Source organism: Haloarcula sp. 1CSR25-25 (assembly GCF_032027985.1).
GTDB lineage: Archaea > Halobacteriota > Halobacteria > Halobacteriales > Haloarculaceae > Haloarcula.
Map to the genome: position 1 here is coordinate 196,238 of NZ_JAHYBW010000006.1, position 16,110 is coordinate 212,347.

Below are 16,110 nucleotides of genomic sequence, written 5' to 3' on the forward strand. Positions count from 1 at the left end.
GCCGCGCGGCCGTTGTGACCGATCAGGAAGAGGTCACGTTGATGCGGTTGACGGAGATGTGGAGGTACGTGATGCGGATGATGTTTGCTTCCTCGGGGACGGCCCGCGTGTTCCGAAGGCTCACGTCGTAGTGTATCGCCCCGTCCTGCCAGACGTCCACCTCGCCCGTGACGACCCCGCCGTACACCTCGCTCTGGCGCATCACGAGCCTGTTTGTCCCCTGGCTGGGCATGTAGATGATGCCGACGACCTTCGAGTTCCCTCCGTCTTTCGAGAGAGTCGTGTTGACGTGGCTCTTGCCGTAGAACGCGACTTGCGTCGCGTTCTCGCTCGGGCCGCTTCCGACAGTCTCGACGGACCCGCCGGCGATGTCCACGTGTGACAGCGTCGAGTCGCCCTTGATCGTCCGGATCCCCCACGCGTTCTCGCCTTTGATGTAGAAGCGAGCCTCGTGGGTGCCATCGACCTCGATGGCCGCCTCGTCGAGACTGATGTAATCCCGGACGGCTACCGAGACGTTCCCGCCGCTCGTGTCGATGGTAAGCGTCTCGCCGGAGTCCAGGTCGATGTGTTTGGCGTAGTACTGTTTATCGCCGCCCGCGGAATCGAGCGTGCCGGTGCTGGATATCGTTCCCCCGCTGTAGTACCCGCTATCGGGGTCATCTTCGATGTCCTCGACCCGGCGGTTGACGTAGCCGTCGATGGAGGACACCCCCTCGACGCCGGATATCTGTTCCGTCTCGACGCCGGCTGGTGCCGGGTTCGGGGAGTAGCCGTCGGCGTACTCGACGCGCTCGCCCTCGAAGTTCTTGCTCCAGTCTTTCAGGTCGACGTAGCCGCCGGAAGTGATGTTGCCGTACACCTTGACGCCGTTGTCCTGGATATCCACGTCACCGGCGGTGTTGACAGAGCCGTTGTTCCAGCCGTTGGCTGCCCCTTCGCCAGCGTACCCGTCGCCGTCGGAGGAGTCGTAGGCGTCGAATCCGGGGTCGGTCGACCCCTTGAACTTGATGACGCCGGCCGGCGAGGAGGACTTGACCGCGCTCCGGACGCGTCGGTCTCCGACAGGCGTGACGAGCGTGGCGTTGACCGTATTCTTCGAGTGGTCGTAGTTGACGTCCCCGTCGGTTCGCGTCTCGAAGTACTCGCCCCAGCCACGGTAGTACTCGCTCTGGACTGTCACCGTCACCTGGCCGTTGTCCATCGGGTTGACGAACGTCGGGTCTTTCGTCCGGTTCGGGAAGTGCCGTGTCGACCCGCTCTTGCTGATGGTTCCTCGCGTCCCGAGCGACCGGTCACCGCTGACTGTAATCAACGGCAGCGTGAGCGTCGCTTCGCGGTAGTGGAACTCCGGGGGCGACACCATCACCGACTGGCCTGCGCCGTCGGAGCGCCAGACCCCGCCGCCCTGATACGCGATTTCCGTCTGCGAGTTGTCCTCGTTGATCACCGCACCCATCCGCTCCCGGAAGATAACGGTCGTATTTCCGGTCTCGGGGTCCTCGTAGGAGACGTTCATCCAGCCGGCCGTCCCGTCGACCCGGTAGTTCTCCGACCCCCGGGAGGCCAGTTCGACCTGCTGGACGTTCGACTGGCCGAGCGCGACGAGGGCGGCCCGCGAGTCGAACTCGGTCAGCGACTTCTGTGTCCGTTCCGCGCCGAGCCGCGTCTCCGTGTCGGTTATCGCCCCGGCCCCGATGGCCAGCACCGCCGTCGTCGAGATTATCATCACTGCGAATACGAGTGCCACCCCGAGCGGTGCTGATTGAGCTCGTTGCCGTCCGTCGGCCTTGCTCGGGGGAATCTTCATTGTAGCACACTTGCTATCAGTGTTGATAAAGTTGGTGGCTACCACGGCGACCTGGAGACTGCACTGCAGGTCGATACCGGACGCTACGCCCCGGACATCGCGTGGTCACCCGGCCGTCACGTTCACCCGGTTCGTCGACACGTGGACGTAGGTGACGGAGGGGATCGCCCGTGCGACCGTCGTCGTCTCGGTCTGCTGGAGCGCTTCGTCGTAGTGGATGCCGTAATTGTTCGAGACGAACGTCACGTCGCCCACGAGGCCGCCGTAGACGTGCGCGTTCTGGTCGAGCGTGATGTCAGCGCCGTCGTTGCTCGGGCCGTTGGGTCCATAGAGCACGCCGGTGAACTCGGCGTTCTGGTTGAACTCCACGTCCGCACCGGGGTTCGTGTACACCCAGAAGTTCGGAGCCCTGTCGTCTTCGACGGTGACGAGCGCGTTGTTCTGCTGGTAGTAGTCGCCCTCGACGTAGACGTTGGTCCTGTTCCCGCCGACCACGTCTATCTGCTGGCCGTTCTGTATCGTTATTGTCCCGTCGACGACAATGTTCACGTCGCCGCTGGCGGTATCGATTTTCAGGTTTTCGTTGCTGGTGAGCGTGATGTCCGAGAGGTAGTAGTCGCCGGCGGTCAGTTCACACTCCGGGTCACAGTTTGCCAGCGTGTTCGTACTCTCGTCGACGTCAGCGGCCGCGGCGTTGTCGTTCGACGACGAGATACTCGACCGGCGTGTGTCGATGAGCCGCTCGACGGAATCCGGAGAGAGAACTGAGGCGTTCTGTGCGCTCCACCCGCTGACACCGCCGGGATAGCCGCCGCCGCTGGCTGACCCGCCGTAGGACAGGTTCCCACGTATCTCTCCGTTGTTGCTTATCGTCACGTCACCGCCGGATTCGAGATCCCCTTCGATTACCGCGTTGTTCTCCACGTCGACGTCGCCGGCGGAGATGATCTTTGTACTCGAACTGTCGGGGAACCCGTTGTAGGAATCCTGCGAGGAGTTGTAGCTGTCCGCCTCGGCGTTGTTCTTGATCGTCATCGACGTGCCGGGCGTCCCGGCGACGATACCCCCCTGAACCGGCGGATTGGTCGCCGGGACGAGCAACTCAAGCGTGACTTCGTCGTTGCTGTGGTCGTAGTCGACAGACCCGTCAGTCCGGGTCTCGAAGTACTGCCCCCAGGCCTGGTAGTACTCGCTCTGGACGGTCACCTCGACCGTGCCGGTATCCAGCGGGTTCGTCCTGCCGGCCGACTTGTTCGGCCAGTACTGCGTCGATGAGTTGTGCGTGACAGTCGCCCGGTTGCCGAGTTTCGCGTCGCCCTGCACCGTCACAAGCGGGAAGGTCAGCGTCGCGTCTCTGTAGTGAAACTCCGGCGGCGACACCATCATGGCGTCTCCGGAACTCCCGGAGCGCCAGACCCCACCGCCCTGGTACGCGATAGTCGCTCCGCCCTCGCTCTCATATACGACAGCGCCGAGATCCGCTTCGACAATCTGGCCCGATGGCCCGGAACTGGTGACCGTTATTTTGCCGACGTCGTCTTTCACCCGATAGCGGCTCGATTCGGCTGCTGAGAGGTCGACCTGCTGGACCTTCGACTGGCCAAGTGCGACCAGCGCTACCTCGGAATCCAGCTGGGTCATCGACTTCTCGGTCCGTTCGAGGTCCAGTTGGTCTCGCGTGCTCGCAATCGAATCGGCTCCGATCGCGACGACAGCCGTCGTCGTCACTATCATCACTGCAAACACAAGTGCCAGTCCGAGCGGCCCGCTTTGTCCGCGACTGTCCGCTCTTTGCCCGACCCGACCCATGTTGACAATATGTAGCCTGAGTACCCTGTTAAATGAGACGGGTGAGTTATCAGTTGTAATACCGCGAAGACTTATACCGCTCGGGCAGATTCGACGGCAGTGTGACCGGTTTACGCGGTGACCGGGAAGCGGAACGGTTTAGTCGCGTCCTCTCAGACAGGGAGATGGGAACAGCACGACCGCAAATCTGACTCGCCGTGGGTTTCCGCGGCTCGGGATTGCGGCCGTGTTCGGCACTGTACAGTGCCAATACGCCTCGTAACGAGAGCGGTTCGTGCGGTTCCAACCAGATTACAATGGCACGAATGCATACACGCCGCCGCGGTTCGTCCGACTCGGACAAACCGGCGGCAGACGAACCCCCGGAGTGGAGCGACGTCGACGAGGACGCAATCGAAGACCGCGTCGTCGAACTGGCCGAACAGGGCCACTCGCCCAGCGAGATCGGCCTGAAGCTGCGCGACGAGGGCGTTCAGGGCACGCCGATCCCTGACGTCTCGCTCGCGACCGGCAAGAAAGTCACCGAGATCCTCGAGGAGAACGAGGCCCAACCGGACTTCCCGGAGGACCTCCGTAACCTGCTCGAGCGGGCCGTCCGCCTCCGCGACCACATGGACGAGAACCCCGGCGACTACCAGAACAAGCGTGCACTCCAGAACACGCAGTCGAAGATCCGACGCCTCATCGACTACTACCGCGGCGACGAGGTCGACGAGGACTTCACCTACAGCTACGACAACGCCGTCGAAGCGCTGGGTCTCGAATAGATGTCGGCGACCGGTCGGGAACCGACGCCAGCCACGTCGCCCAGTGCCCTCGCCGGGTCGCTCCGTGAGGCCGCCTTCGTGCGCCTCGTCAGCGACGCGACCGGTGAGGCGCTGGCCGCGACGGGACTGCTGGCACGGGCCCTAGATGACACGCCCTTCCAGGCGAGCGTCGTCCGCCCGTTCGAGGACCCCGACCGGACCACAGAGACCGACATTACGGTCGCCATCGGTCGCACACAGCCGACCGCCGACGTGACGCTGACCGACCGCGCCGCCGGTACTGCCTTCGAGACCGCCCGCGAACTCGGCTCGACGCCCGACCGCGCGCTCGCCCTGGCCGGCACGATTGCCGCCGGGGAGGCCGACGGATCCGTCGCCGAAGCCGCAGAACAGGCGGGGCTCGAACGCCGGCCCGGTGTCGCGGTGCCGACAGCAGACCTCGCGGACGGGCTGGCCCACTCGACGCTGTTCGTCGCGCCCTTCTCGGGCGAGACGGACGCCACGCGGGCCGCGCTCGCCGGACTGGACTTCGACGCGGACTCGGTTCGTGCGGGTGACCTCTCGGCCGACGACCACCGACGGCTCGCGTCGCTGGTCGCCCTGACAGTCACCGCGGACGCGCCCCCGCGGGCCGCCGACGCAGTCCAGCGCGCGCTCCGCCCGACAGTGGGCGGCCCCTTCGAGACGGTCGGCGGGTACGCCGACGTACTCGACGCCGTCGCTCGCGAACAGCCGGGCACCGCCGTCGCGCTCGCGCTCGGCCACGAGGCCGTCCGCGAGAACGCCCTGGCCGCCTGGCACAGTCACGCCACGCGCGCCCACGAAGCGGTGTCAGAGGCGACTACGGGCCGATACGACGGCCTGTTCGTCGCTCGCGGCGACGCGATGCCAATCGGCACTGTTGCCCGCCTGTTCGCGGACTACCGCACACCGGAGCCGGTGACGCTCGTCGTCACCGACGACCACGCTGCGGCCCGTGCCACGGACGGCCGGGACGTGGCCGAGACGATGCACGCAGCCGCCGATGCGGTCGGCGGCGACGCCGTCGGGACGGGCGACCGGGCGCGCGCCCGGTTCGATGTCTCGACGGCCGACTTCATCGAGGCGTTCCGGGAGGCAGTATGAGACGGGCCGAGGTTCGCACGACACACGACTCGCCCGAACGCGTCGCACGCGCAGTGCGGCCGGACAACACCGACGAGATGACCACGCGCGTCGAGGGCGACGCCGTGGTCACGACCGTCGAACGTGACTCGACCGGCGGCCTGCAGGCGACCGTCGACGACTACGTCGTCAACATCCGGGTCGCAGCACAGCTCACAGACCAACACACACAATCCAACCATGAGTGAACGAAGCGTTTCCAAGCGCACAGAACAGAAACGGTGGTACACCGTGCAGGCTCCCGAGCAGTTCGACCGGGAGGTTCTCGGTAAGACACCGGCAGACGAACCGGACAAGGTGCTCGGACGCACCATCGAAACAACGCTCGGCGAACTGACCAACGACGCCAGCGAGAACAACACGAAGCTGACATTCAAGATCAACGAGGTCGCCTCGGACTCGGCGTACACGGAGTTCATCCGCCACGAGCTCACGCGGGACTACCTCCGCTCGCTCGTCCGACGGGGCTCCTCGAAGGTCGAGGCCTACATCACCGTGCTGACCACGGACGACTACCGCGTCCAGATCCAGCCCGTCGCCGTGACGACGAAGAAGGCCGACGCCTCCCAGGAGAAGGCCATCCGCCGGACGATGATCGACCTCGTCCGCGAGACGGCCAAGGACCGCACCTTCGAACAGCTCGTCGACAGCGTCGTCGAGGGTCGGCTCTCCTCGGCCATCTACGGCGAGGCCAAGGACATCTACCCGCTCCGACGCGTCGAGATCAAGAAGACCACGCTCGAAGCGCGGCCCGAAGAAGTCGCCGCCGAAGAGGAGACGGCCGTCGACGTTGACGAGGAAGACGTCGACGTCGAAGCCTAACCCCGTTTCAGCACCGACGTTCGATTTTCCGATTCAGTGAGAGACCGTTAGCAGCGCGACCGGAGAGCCAGACGGCGACGCTACTCGCCGCTCGTCACTGCTTCCGGGTTTTCGGTCACGACGACGGTCCCGACCATCCCGGCCCGTTCGTGTGGAATACAGAAGTAGGGATGCTCGCCGAGGGTATCGAAGGTATGGGTGAAATCGTCACCTTCGAACATCGTCCCGCCGGAGGAACTCCCCCAGTTGTCGCGGGCTTCCTGTTCGGTGTCGTAGCCGCCGGAGGCGAAGTACTCGGCACCGTCGGGGAGTTCGTCCCCGTAGGCCGTGACCGAGTGGCCCTGTTTGCTCGTGTTGAGCCACCGGACGGTCGTCCCCGGCTCGACGGCGATGCGAACCGGGCGAAACGCCTTCGCGGACATGCCCACGTCGTAGTCGGTGTCAGCGCTCCCACCGGCGAGGCAGCCAGCGAGCCCTGCGACCGCCGCCGGGCCGGCCGCACGGAGGAAATCCCGTCGCTCCATACCGCGACTCGGGACCGCACGGACAAAGACCGCTCGGTTCCGGACCACGATGGACCCGGCGGTCAGTCCGTCGCGGTCACTCGAAGGTCAGACCGTCCCGGAGGTCGCGCGCGTCGGCGAGCAGGCCGTCGCGGTCGTCAGCGGTCAGCGTCACGTGGCCCATCTTCCGGAGGTCGTACACCTCGCGCTTGCCGTACCAGTGCAGGTGTGCCCGCGGCGTCGCAAACACGCCGTCTTCGCCCTGCAATGCTGCCGGCTGGCGTTCGGCCACGTCTCCGAGGATGTTCGTCGAGACAGTGGGGAACCGCTGGTCGGTCGACCCCAGGGGTCTGCCGGTGACGGCCCGCAGGTGTTGCTCGAACTGCGAGGTGTGACACCCCTCGATGGTCCAGTGCCCGGAGTTGTGCGGTCGCGGCGCGATCTCGTTGAGCAGAATCTCGCCGTCAGTCGTCTCGAACAGTTCGATGCCGAACACGCCGCGGCCGTCCATCACGTCCAGCACGTCGTGGGCCACTTCTCGTGCGCGCTGGCGGACGGCCGCCGACGCCCGTGCCGGCGCGACCGACTCACGGAGTATCTCCTCGCGGTGGATGGTCTCGGTGACCGGGAACGTGTCCCGCTCGTCCGCACCGCGACAGCCCATGACCGCGAGTTCGCGCTCGAAGTCGACCATCTCCTCGACCATCGCGGGGCCGGCGATGGCGTCGATAGCGTCCTCGACGTCTTCCGGGCCCTCGACGCGGATGTTCCCGCGGCCGTCGTAACCGCCTGTCCGGGCCTTGAGCATCGCGGGGTAGCCCAGTTCCGCGCAGGCCTCGCGGAGGTCCGCGGCGGTGTCGACGGCGCGGAACGCCGGCACCGGGACGCCGGCCTCGGCCAGCCGGCGCTTCTGGCCGAGTTTGTCCTGGATGGTCCGGAGCGTCTCGGGGGCTGGATGGACCGGCGTCCCCGTCTCCTCGGCGACCCGTTCGAGAACGTCCGGGTCGGCCAGTTCGATCTCGAAGGTGAGGTAGTCGGCGCGTTCGGCGAGCTCCCGCAGGGTCGCCTCCTCGTCGAAGTCGCCGACGAGCTGGTCGCGGACGACCGGTGCCGCCGGACAGTCCGGCGTCGGGTCGGTCACGAGCAGTTCGAGGCCAAGCGGCGCGGCCGCCTCGCCCAGCATCCGGCCGAGCTGGCCACCGCCGACCACTCCGACAGTGGGTCCTGGTGACGTGAGCGTCATACCGCGCGCTTTCACAGCAGAAGGGTTAAGCGTTCGTTTCTCGGCCGTGTGACTCGTGGACCCACACAGTCATGTCGTTCGAGCTGTACTTCGTCCGCATTCGATGGGTTCGGGGCTCGTACCCGGCGGCTTCCAGCCGCTCTGCGGGGACCGTGCTGTCTATCTGCTGGGTGAGGATTATCGGCGGCTGCTCGTCCTGGGCCCGTTCGGCGAGCGCAGTAGACCGGTTCTCACAAGAGACGGTCACGTCGTCGGCCGCGTAGTACCACGGCAGCGGCAGCGAGTTGTGCCACTGCAGACAGGTCGGTCTGGTGTTCCACCACGAGTCGTTCCACTGGTCGCGGTTCTCCTTGACGTAGGCGTCGTCGCCGTCGTAGGCGTCGCCGCTCTCCCCGTGGTACATCACGACGTCGGTGCCGTTGTCGTGGGCCGTCGCGATGCGGTCCATCTCCGCCAGGTCCGCCCGGAGCGACTCCTGGGGCTGGGCGTACTGGACCAGCGGATTGCCTTCCAGATGCTCGTTCGTGTACACCCGCGTGGCGGCAGTGTTCACGACGAGTGCAGTAACGAGCAGGACGGTCACGGCGGCGATGGCAGCGCCGGTGACGTCATCGGCCGACAGCGACTCGCTCCCCCACCGGATCACGGCGGCGAGCCCGACGGCGGCCGGAATCGACAGCGGGACGACGACGTGGACGGCCAGCCACGGCGCGCCGATGTCGGTCCCGATTGGGTAGCCCAGAATCGAGACGTAGCCGCCGTAGGCCGCGAACGGGACGAGGTGGCGCGGTTCCACGGTTCCGAGCCGGTCGAGCGCGTACCCGAACGCCGAGAACAGGAGCAGTGGCGCCGCGGTGTAGCCAAGCGCCTTCAGCAGTATCTCGTAGTGGCCGTCGACGCTCTCGTAGAACGTCTCGAAAGACTCGACGAGGCCAGTTTCCGTCGTCGTGGCTTTCTCCGAGGCCGGCGAGAACCACTCGCTGTACTGGTCAACGACCCGCTCCCAGGTCACCTGGATGAGTTCCGGGAACAGCGACGGGTTCGTCACCCCGGACCAGAAGTTCACGTCGCCACTGGCGACCGGGGCTGGCGGGTATTCGATGCCCGCGACGCCGGCCCCACGGGGCGCATAGAAGAACAGCGAGACGAGCCCGAACACCAGCGCGGCCAGGACAATGTGACTCGCGTACGCCACGAGGACGGAGACGGCGCTGTCGTGCCGGTCGCGGAACGAGCGACCGGCGTCGGCGACGAGTCCGACGTCCGCTCGGACACGGCCCGACAGTCGCCCCCAGATTTCGCCGGCACTCGGGACGCTCCGGAGGAAGCCAGCGGCGTCACGGTAGCCGTTGGGGAGGACCAGCACCTTCGCCAACAGGAGGCCGGTCGCGCCGAGCCACGTCAGCACGTAGACGATGGCGTTCTCCTTCGAGGCGAACCCCAGCGCCATGAACGCAGCGACGCCGTAGAGGTAGCGCGGCTTGCGGGTGTCGACGAACCGGACGAGCAGGCCGAAGGCGGCGAACATGAACGCCGCGACCAGCACATCGCTGCGCATGAACCGCGAGAAGTACAGGAGGATCGGATTGAGCGCGAGAACGGCGGCCATGAGGACCGTCTCGTCGTCCCGGAGGTGTTCCCGGAAGAGCAGCGCCGTCAGCGGGAGGAGGCCGCCGACGATTGCGACCGGGAGCCGCATCGTGAAGTCGGTCGGCGCGGCGACGCTGAACAGCCAGGCGTCGACGTGCTGGATGAACGGGCCGTGGATGATGTAGCGGTACGCAAAGGAGCCGGAATCGCGGAGATTGAGCGCCCAGTAGGCCACGCGGCCCTCGTCGAAGTGGGCGACGCGGCTTCCGAGCGCCGCGACCCTGAGGGCGAGTCCCAGCAGCGTCACGGCAACGACGAGCTTCACGGTGGCGCGGGGGTCGTCCGCGAACCAGGACCGGCTCCGGTCCCGGATGTCGTGGAGGGCAGATAGCAGGGGCGGCACAGCCATACCCGGACCAAGCGCACGGGGCATTAGAATCCTTCTGGTTTCCAAAAAATGTCGTACATCTGGTGGATTGTGGACGGCACCGGGAGGAGCAGGACGGAACGGTAGTTCTTTAGTCGCCCCTCCCCGGGAGTCTGGTATGGTGCAGCTCGGGCTGGTCGTCGCCCAGTACGACAAACACGGGGCAGTCATCGAAGAGATGGAGCGCGGCGCACGCGAGGCGGCCGCCGACAGCGGCGCCGAGATTGTCGGCTCGCTCGCAGTTCCGGGGTCCTACGACACGCCGCTGGCAGCCGACCGGCTGGCGCGCCGGTCGGACGTCGACGCCGTGGCCGTCCTCGGTGCGATCATCAGCGGCGACACCGACCACGACCAAGTCATCGGCAACGCCGCCGCACAGGGACTGACCGACGTGTCCCTCGACCGCGACACCCCCGTCACGCTGGGCATCATCGGACCGGGCATGAGCCAGGACGAAGCCGAGGCCCGAACCGACAAAGGCGCCTCGGCCGTCCGGAGCGCGATCGAACTCGCCACCGAACTCGAACAATGACTATGGACTTCGCTTCCCGCGTCGAACGTGTAGAACCGAGCGCGACCCTCGCGATCAGCAACAAGGCCGCAGAGCTCGAGGCCGAGGGGAAAGACGTCGTCGACCTCAGCGTCGGCGAACCCGACTTCGACACGCCGGAGAACATCAAAGACGCCGCCAAGGACGCACTCGACGCCGGCCACACCGGCTACACCTCCTCGAACGGCATCCCCGAGCTGAAAGCGGCCATCGCCGACAAGCTCCACGACGACGGCCTCACCCAGTACGGCCCGGAGAACCTCATCGTCACGCCGGGCGGCAAGCAGGCGCTGTACGAGGTCTTCCAGACCATCATCGACGACGGCGACGAGGTCGCGCTGCTGGACCCGGCCTGGGTGTCCTACGAGGCGATGGCGAAACTCGCCGGCGGGACGCTCACCCGCGTCGACACCGCAGCCCACGACTTCCAGCTGGAGGGCGCGCTCGACGACCTCGCCGACGCCGTCTCCGACGAGACGCAACTGCTCGTCGTCAACTCGCCGGGCAACCCCCACGGCGCAGTGTACTCCCGCGAGGCGATGGCGGGCGTTCGCGACCTCGCCGTCGAGCACGACATCACGGTCATCTCCGACGAGATCTACAAGGAGATAACCTACGACGGCGTCGAAGCCGTCTCGCTGGGCACGCTCGAGGGCATGGAGGACCGAACCATCACGCTCAACGGCTTCTCGAAGGCCTACGCGATGACCGGCTGGCGGCTTGGCTACTTCGCGGCCCCGGAAGAGCTGGTCTCACAGGCGGGGAAGGTCCACTCCCACTCCGTCTCCTGTGCCGTCAACTTCGTCCAGCACGCAGGCGTCGAGGCCATCACGAACACCGACGACGCCGTCGAGGAGATGCGCCAGGCCTTCGCCGAGCGCCGCGAGTTCCTCATGGGCCTGTTCGAAGACCACGGCGTCCACGTCCCCGAGCCACAGGGCGCGTTCTACATGATGCCCGAAATCGCCCCCGACGGCGACGACACGGAGTGGTGTGACGAGGCCATCTCGGAGGCCCAGGTCGCCACCGTCCCCGGGACCGCGTTCGGGACGCCCGGGTACGCCCGCATCTCGTATGCCAACAGCAAGGAGCGTCTGCAGGAAGCTGTCGACCGGCTGGCCGAGGCTGACCTCATCTAGACCGGTAGTAGCGCTCGGCTGCGGTAAGCCGGGAACTGCCGTCTGCGCCCGCGGCGAGACGGTAGAACGGTATTTTTGCCACGTCACGACGACCACCGTCACCGGTGTGTGGCTGGCGAGCGCTTCGGGTCCCAGTACGGGCTCCGGAGACAGACCCGGGCAGTTCCCGTGCGAACCGTTTTCCCTCGACCGCTGGAACAGCCGGTATGCGAACCCGGAGAACGATGCTCGCCCTCTCGGTCGGAACGCTCTGTCTGGCCGGTTGTAGCGCACCCGGCGGCGGCTCGGACAGCGGTCTCGCCGTCGAAACCTCAGACGCGACCGCCGCGCCCGGCGAGACGGCGACGGTCGAGGTGCAGGCCTCGTCGGTTGGCGTCGTGACCTGGCAACTGGCCGGGATTCCCGAGTCCTGGCAGGTGACACACGAAGGCTTCGAGCCGGAGCCCACCGCAGTCCGGGAGTCCTATCCGCCGGAACTGGTATGGGACCCGGTCGCCGATTCGGTGACCGGTAGCCTGGCCGTGGCCGTTCCGGACGACGCGTCCCCCGGCGAGTACGCGCTGGCGGTCGAGGCCGGGACGGACGCCTCGGACGAACGCGTCGTCTCGGAGGCGACGGTCACCGTCGAGGGCTGATGACGGGGCGAACTACAGGTCGGGCTGTTCCACGTGGCGCTCCCAGAAGGAGGGCTGCGTGTACTTCGCGTAGGCTCCCTGATAACCGGCGAGTTCCGCGACTGGCGTGAGCAGGTTCGACAGCGGTTCGAGCCGTTCCTGTCTCGTGAAGACGGTGTTGCCGTCGAGACGGTCCGCGATGAGGGCCTGCTGGAGCGGGTTCTCGGGGTCGCCGTCGTTGTCGTGGGCCAGGCCGCCCAGCGTCGGGAGCACCTGCCGGAGCCGGCCCGGCGAGCCGATATGTGTTGTGACGACGGCGCGCTCGTCGGTGTGGTTCTCGAAGGTGTGAGTCACGCCCGTCTCGACGGTGGCCGTCTCGCCCGCTGTCACCTCGGTGTCCGTGCCATCGAGGGTCATCGTCAGCGAGCCGCGTTCGACGTCGAAGCGCTCGGGACTCTGCTCGTGGTAGTGCTCGGGCGGCCCGCTGTAGCCGGGTCCGAAGACGCTGAGCGTCCGAATGGTGTCGTCCGAGTTCTCAAGCGGGATGCCCCACACGGGCCGCGTCGGGTGTGACGTGATGGGGCCGGTCCGCTCCCGCACCTGCTCGGCGAGCCAGCTGTCGGGGTCGAGTTCGAATCCGGTTCCTGCCACTGGGTTGCCGTGGTCGTCCAGCGTCCGGCCTGTCGTGACGGTCGACATAGCCCCTAGTTGGGCCGAAACCCCGAAAATATTGTCTTCTCAGCAGCGCTCGTCGATAATCCGGTCGATAATCCGGCCGGTCGAGAGGAGTCGGTCGGCCGTCTCGGTTTCCAGCGGGCTGGCCCGGCGGATCGCACAGTCGATACCGCGGGCGGACAGCGCCGCTTCCAGTTGCTCGTCGTCGTGGTGCTGGTCGTAGCCCAGGGCGATGATGTCGGGTTCGATGCGCTCGATGGGGACGAAGATGTCCTCCGGATGCCCGAGGTGTGCCTCGTCGACCGGTTTGAGCGCGCCGACCATCTCCCGGCGTTGCTCGTCCGGGATGACTGGCGGCTCCTTGTGGGTGACGTTGACCGAGCGGGCGACGATGACGTGCAACTCGTCACCCATGTCGGCGGCGTCTGCAAGGTAGTGGACGTGGCCCGGGTGCAGGATGTCGAACGTTCCCTGTGCGACGACGCGGGTCACTGATCGAACTCCTCCTCGCGCAGCTCCGCGTCGATGTCGGCCTGGTCGAAATCGAAGAAGGACTCCTCCGGGGGCTCGACGTCGAGTACCGGGAGTTCGACCACGGAGCCGTCGCTGTCGAAGGCCTTCCAGTCGTCCCGGCCGTACGGGTAGCCGACGATGATGTGGACGTCGCCGCGACCGAACGTGGCGAGGTCGGCGTCGCTGGGCTCGAGGACGCCGTTCGGATGCGAGTGAATCGACCCCGCCGCTCGCATGTCGTTTGGAACCATGCTCGTCTTGACGGTCGCGCTGACCGGGTTCGACTCCGTCCCCGGAATCACCAGTACGTCGGTCAGAACTGTGCCGTCGTCGTCGAGCCCGAGCTTGCTGGCGTCATCGCCCCGGAGGAAACCCATGTACTCGTTGGGATGGGCCTCCTCGGAGGCTGCGAGCGCGAACTCGAGTGCGGACTCCGCGATCCCGAGTATCCCGCTCGTTCGGAACAACCCCATACCACGGGGTCGGGTCGGACGCTTTTTACGCGTTGTGTTCGCCCCTCCGCGGATTCCGAAGAGTACAAACGGGGGAGAACCGAAGGTTCGGCAAATGTCTTCGCCAACTGGCACCGGTGACGGTGCTACGGTCCCCGACGGCGGGACCATCGTCTACGATCTCGCGGACCAATGTACGTCCGACGACCTCGAAGAAGGCGCACTGTACCACGCAACTGTCAACGGCACCGTCGAATACGGCGTGTTCGTCGACCTCTCCGACGCTGTCTCCGGCCTCGTTCACGACTCTAATCTCCTGGGCCAGTACGACGTGGGCGACGACCTCATCGTCGAACTCGGCGAAATCCGTCCCGACGGCGACCTGAGCTTCGAGGAAGTACGGGTCGCAGACTACGAGGAACAGCGGGTCGTCCACGGCGACGCGACCACCGTCGCCGACCTCGCTGATGCCACCGGTGTCACGGTCATCATCGAGGGCCAGGTCGTCCAGATCAAACAGACCGGCGGCCCGACGGTGTTCCAGGTCCGTGACGAGACCGGTATCGTCCCGTGTGCCGCCTTCGAGGAGGCTGGCGTTCGCGCGCACCCCGATGTCGAAATCGACGACATCGTCCGCGTCTCCGGGCGCGCCGAGGAGCGCGACGACGGCCTGCAGGTCGAGGTCGAGTCGCTGACCGTACTCGACGGCGAGGAAGCCGCCGACGTCGAGAGCGACCTCGACGCCGCGCTGGCCGAGGCCGCCGAGCCAGCCGACGTGGAACCGCTCGTCGAGTGGCCCGCCTTCGAGAAACTGTGGGACGACCTCCGCGAAGTCGCGACCGAGCTCCGAAAGACGGTGCTCTCGGGCCGCCCGATCCGGATGCGTCACCACGCCGACGGCGACGGGCTCTGTGCGAGTGTCCCGCTGCAGGTCGCGCTGGAATCGTTCATCGCCTCCCAGTACGAGGACGCCAGCGCGCCCCAGCACCTCCTCAAACGCCTCCCGAGCAAGGCTCCCTACTACGAGATGGAGGACGTGACCCGTGACCTCAACTTCGCGCTGGAGGACCGCACCCGCCACGGCCAGAAGCTCCCGATGTTGCTGATGCTCGACAACGGCTCGACCGAGGAGGACACGCCGGCCTACCGCAACCTCCGACACTACGACATTCCGGTCGTCGTCGTCGACCACCACCACCCGGACCCGGAGGCCGTCGAGCCGCTCATCGAGCAACACGTCAACCCCTACCTCCACGACGAGGACTACCGCATCACCACGGGCATGCTGTGTGTCGAACTCGCCCGGATGATCGACCCCGACCTCACCGAGGACCTCCGACACGTGCCCGCGGTCGCGGGCCTGTCGGACCGCTCGGAGGCCGAGGCGATGCGCGACTACATCGCCCTTGCCGGCGAGAAGGGCTACGACGAGAGCGACCTGCGAGACATCGGCGAAGCGCTGGACTACGCGACCCACTGGCTGCGCTACAACTCCGGCGAACAGCTGATCACCGACGTGTTGAACGTCGACTGTGACGACCGGGAGCGCCACGGGGAAGTCGTCGAGTTCCTCGCCGAGCGAGCCGAACGCGACGTGGAAGACCAGCTCGATGCCGCCATGCGCCACGTCGACCACGAGCGCCTCGACAACGGGGCACACCTCTACACGATCGACGTGGAGAACCACGCCCACCGCTTCACCTACCCCGCGCCGGGGAAGACGACCGGCGAGATTCACGACCGGAAGGTCGCCGAGACCGGTGACCCCGTCATCACCATCGGTTACGGGCCGGACTTCGCGGTCCTGCGCTCGGACGGCGTGCGTCTGGATATCCCGCGGATGGTCACCGAACTCACCGAGGAGGTCGACGGCGGCGGCGTCTCCGGCGGCGGCCACCTCGTCGTCGGCTCCATCAAGTTCGTCAAAGGCCGGCGCGAGTCGGTCATCGACGCCCTCGTCGAGAAGATGGCCGAGGCCGAAATCGACGAGGAACTCGGAAGTTCGACGGCGCTGCCCGAAGAAGTGTAACGC

The 16,110-nt window shown here is 66.4% G+C and carries 16 protein-coding genes; 8 read left to right on the forward strand and 8 right to left on the reverse strand.

The features are described from left to right. Window positions 1-22 precede the first annotated feature (22 nt). Both KZ498_RS17390 and KZ498_RS17395 read right to left on the reverse strand, forming a co-directional pair. Window positions 23-1,810 carry a hypothetical protein gene (locus tag KZ498_RS17390; protein ID WP_312620428.1) on the reverse strand — a complete coding sequence of 596 codons (1,788 nt, stop codon included), beginning with the start codon at window positions 1,808-1,810 and terminating at the stop codon, window positions 23-25. Window positions 1,811-1,915: 105 nt separating this feature from the next. Beyond that, window positions 1,916-3,544: a polymer-forming cytoskeletal protein gene (locus KZ498_RS17395; RefSeq protein WP_312620429.1), complete on the reverse strand. Its 1,629-nt coding sequence runs from the start codon at window positions 3,542-3,544 to the stop codon at window positions 1,916-1,918. A 371-nt stretch (window positions 3,545-3,915) separates the two neighbouring features. Here KZ498_RS17395 and KZ498_RS17400 point away from each other — a divergent pair, with 371 nt between their 5' ends. Genes KZ498_RS17400 through KZ498_RS17415 form a run of 4 tightly spaced genes read left to right on the forward strand, consistent with a single transcriptional unit; the run spans window position 3,916 to window position 6,372 of the window. Continuing rightward, a complete protein-coding gene (locus KZ498_RS17400) occupies window positions 3,916-4,386 on the forward strand; it encodes a 30S ribosomal protein S15 (protein WP_312620430.1) in 471 nt (156 codons plus the stop codon). Further along, the gene (locus KZ498_RS17405) at window positions 4,387-5,511 is read left to right on the forward strand and encodes a hypothetical protein (protein ID WP_312620431.1); all 1,125 of its coding nucleotides are present in this window, start codon (window positions 4,387-4,389) and stop codon (window positions 5,509-5,511) included. Continuing rightward, complete coding sequence (locus KZ498_RS17410; protein ID WP_312620432.1) at window positions 5,508-5,738, forward strand: KEOPS complex subunit Pcc1; 231 nt, start codon at window positions 5,508-5,510, stop codon at window positions 5,736-5,738. Before KZ498_RS17405 ends, KZ498_RS17410 begins: the two co-directional genes overlap by 4 nt. Then, window positions 5,731-6,372 (forward strand): 30S ribosomal protein S3ae, encoded by a 642-nt coding sequence (locus tag KZ498_RS17415; protein ID WP_312620433.1) that lies wholly within the window; start codon window positions 5,731-5,733, stop codon window positions 6,370-6,372. The genes KZ498_RS17410 and KZ498_RS17415 overlap by 8 nt, the downstream gene beginning before the upstream one ends. An 80-nt stretch (window positions 6,373-6,452) precedes the next feature. On the opposite strand, the gene KZ498_RS17420 is transcribed toward KZ498_RS17415, so the two are convergent. The 3 genes from KZ498_RS17420 to KZ498_RS17430 all read right to left on the reverse strand — a co-directional run bounded on the left by KZ498_RS17420 (window position 6,453) and on the right by KZ498_RS17430 (window position 10,117). Next, complete coding sequence (locus KZ498_RS17420; RefSeq protein ID WP_396276143.1) at window positions 6,453-6,764, reverse strand: plastocyanin/azurin family copper-binding protein; 312 nt, start codon at window positions 6,762-6,764, stop codon at window positions 6,453-6,455. Window positions 6,765-6,972: 208 nt separating this feature from the next. Next, window positions 6,973-8,118 carry a 5-(carboxyamino)imidazole ribonucleotide synthase gene (locus KZ498_RS17425; protein WP_312620435.1) on the reverse strand — a complete coding sequence of 382 codons (1,146 nt, stop codon included), beginning with the start codon at window positions 8,116-8,118 and terminating at the stop codon, window positions 6,973-6,975. A 25-nt stretch (window positions 8,119-8,143) separates the two neighbouring features. Beyond that, window positions 8,144-10,117, reverse strand: coding sequence for a flippase activity-associated protein Agl23 (locus tag KZ498_RS17430; protein WP_312620437.1), 1,974 nt, complete (start codon window positions 10,115-10,117; stop codon window positions 8,144-8,146). A 136-nt stretch (window positions 10,118-10,253) separates the two neighbouring features. On the opposite strand from KZ498_RS17430, the gene ribH reads away from it, so the two are divergent. From ribH to KZ498_RS17445, 3 genes are all read left to right on the forward strand, one after another. Next, the gene (gene ribH, locus KZ498_RS17435; RefSeq protein ID WP_312620439.1) at window positions 10,254-10,667 is read left to right on the forward strand and encodes a 6,7-dimethyl-8-ribityllumazine synthase; all 414 of its coding nucleotides are present in this window, start codon (window positions 10,254-10,256) and stop codon (window positions 10,665-10,667) included. Beyond that, a complete protein-coding gene (locus tag KZ498_RS17440; RefSeq protein WP_312620440.1) occupies window positions 10,664-11,824 on the forward strand; it encodes a pyridoxal phosphate-dependent aminotransferase in 1,161 nt (386 codons plus the stop codon). The genes ribH and KZ498_RS17440 overlap by 4 nt, the downstream gene beginning before the upstream one ends. Window positions 11,825-12,030: 206 nt before the next feature. Next, on the forward strand, window positions 12,031-12,459 hold the full coding sequence (locus KZ498_RS17445) for a hypothetical protein (protein WP_312620442.1): 429 nt from the start codon (window positions 12,031-12,033) through the stop codon (window positions 12,457-12,459). Between the two features lie 12 nt (window positions 12,460-12,471). Here the strand turns inward: KZ498_RS17445 and KZ498_RS17450 are convergent, their stop codons facing one another. Genes KZ498_RS17450 through KZ498_RS17460 form a run of 3 tightly spaced genes read right to left on the reverse strand, consistent with a single transcriptional unit; the run spans window position 12,472 to window position 14,099 of the window. Further along, the gene (locus tag KZ498_RS17450; RefSeq protein WP_312620444.1) at window positions 12,472-13,137 is read right to left on the reverse strand and encodes a cupin domain-containing protein; all 666 of its coding nucleotides are present in this window, start codon (window positions 13,135-13,137) and stop codon (window positions 12,472-12,474) included. Between the two features lie 39 nt (window positions 13,138-13,176). Then, a complete protein-coding gene (locus KZ498_RS17455; RefSeq protein WP_312620446.1) occupies window positions 13,177-13,605 on the reverse strand; it encodes an adenylyltransferase/cytidyltransferase family protein in 429 nt (142 codons plus the stop codon). Continuing rightward, window positions 13,602-14,099: a Mov34/MPN/PAD-1 family protein gene (locus tag KZ498_RS17460; protein ID WP_312620448.1), complete on the reverse strand. Its 498-nt coding sequence runs from the start codon at window positions 14,097-14,099 to the stop codon at window positions 13,602-13,604. Before KZ498_RS17460 ends, KZ498_RS17455 begins: the two co-directional genes overlap by 4 nt. Before the next feature lie 94 nt (window positions 14,100-14,193). On the opposite strand from KZ498_RS17460, the gene KZ498_RS17465 reads away from it, so the two are divergent. Beyond that, window positions 14,194-16,107 carry an OB-fold nucleic acid binding domain-containing protein gene (locus KZ498_RS17465; RefSeq protein WP_312620450.1) on the forward strand — a complete coding sequence of 638 codons (1,914 nt, stop codon included), beginning with the start codon at window positions 14,194-14,196 and terminating at the stop codon, window positions 16,105-16,107. Window positions 16,108-16,110 lie beyond the last annotated feature (3 nt).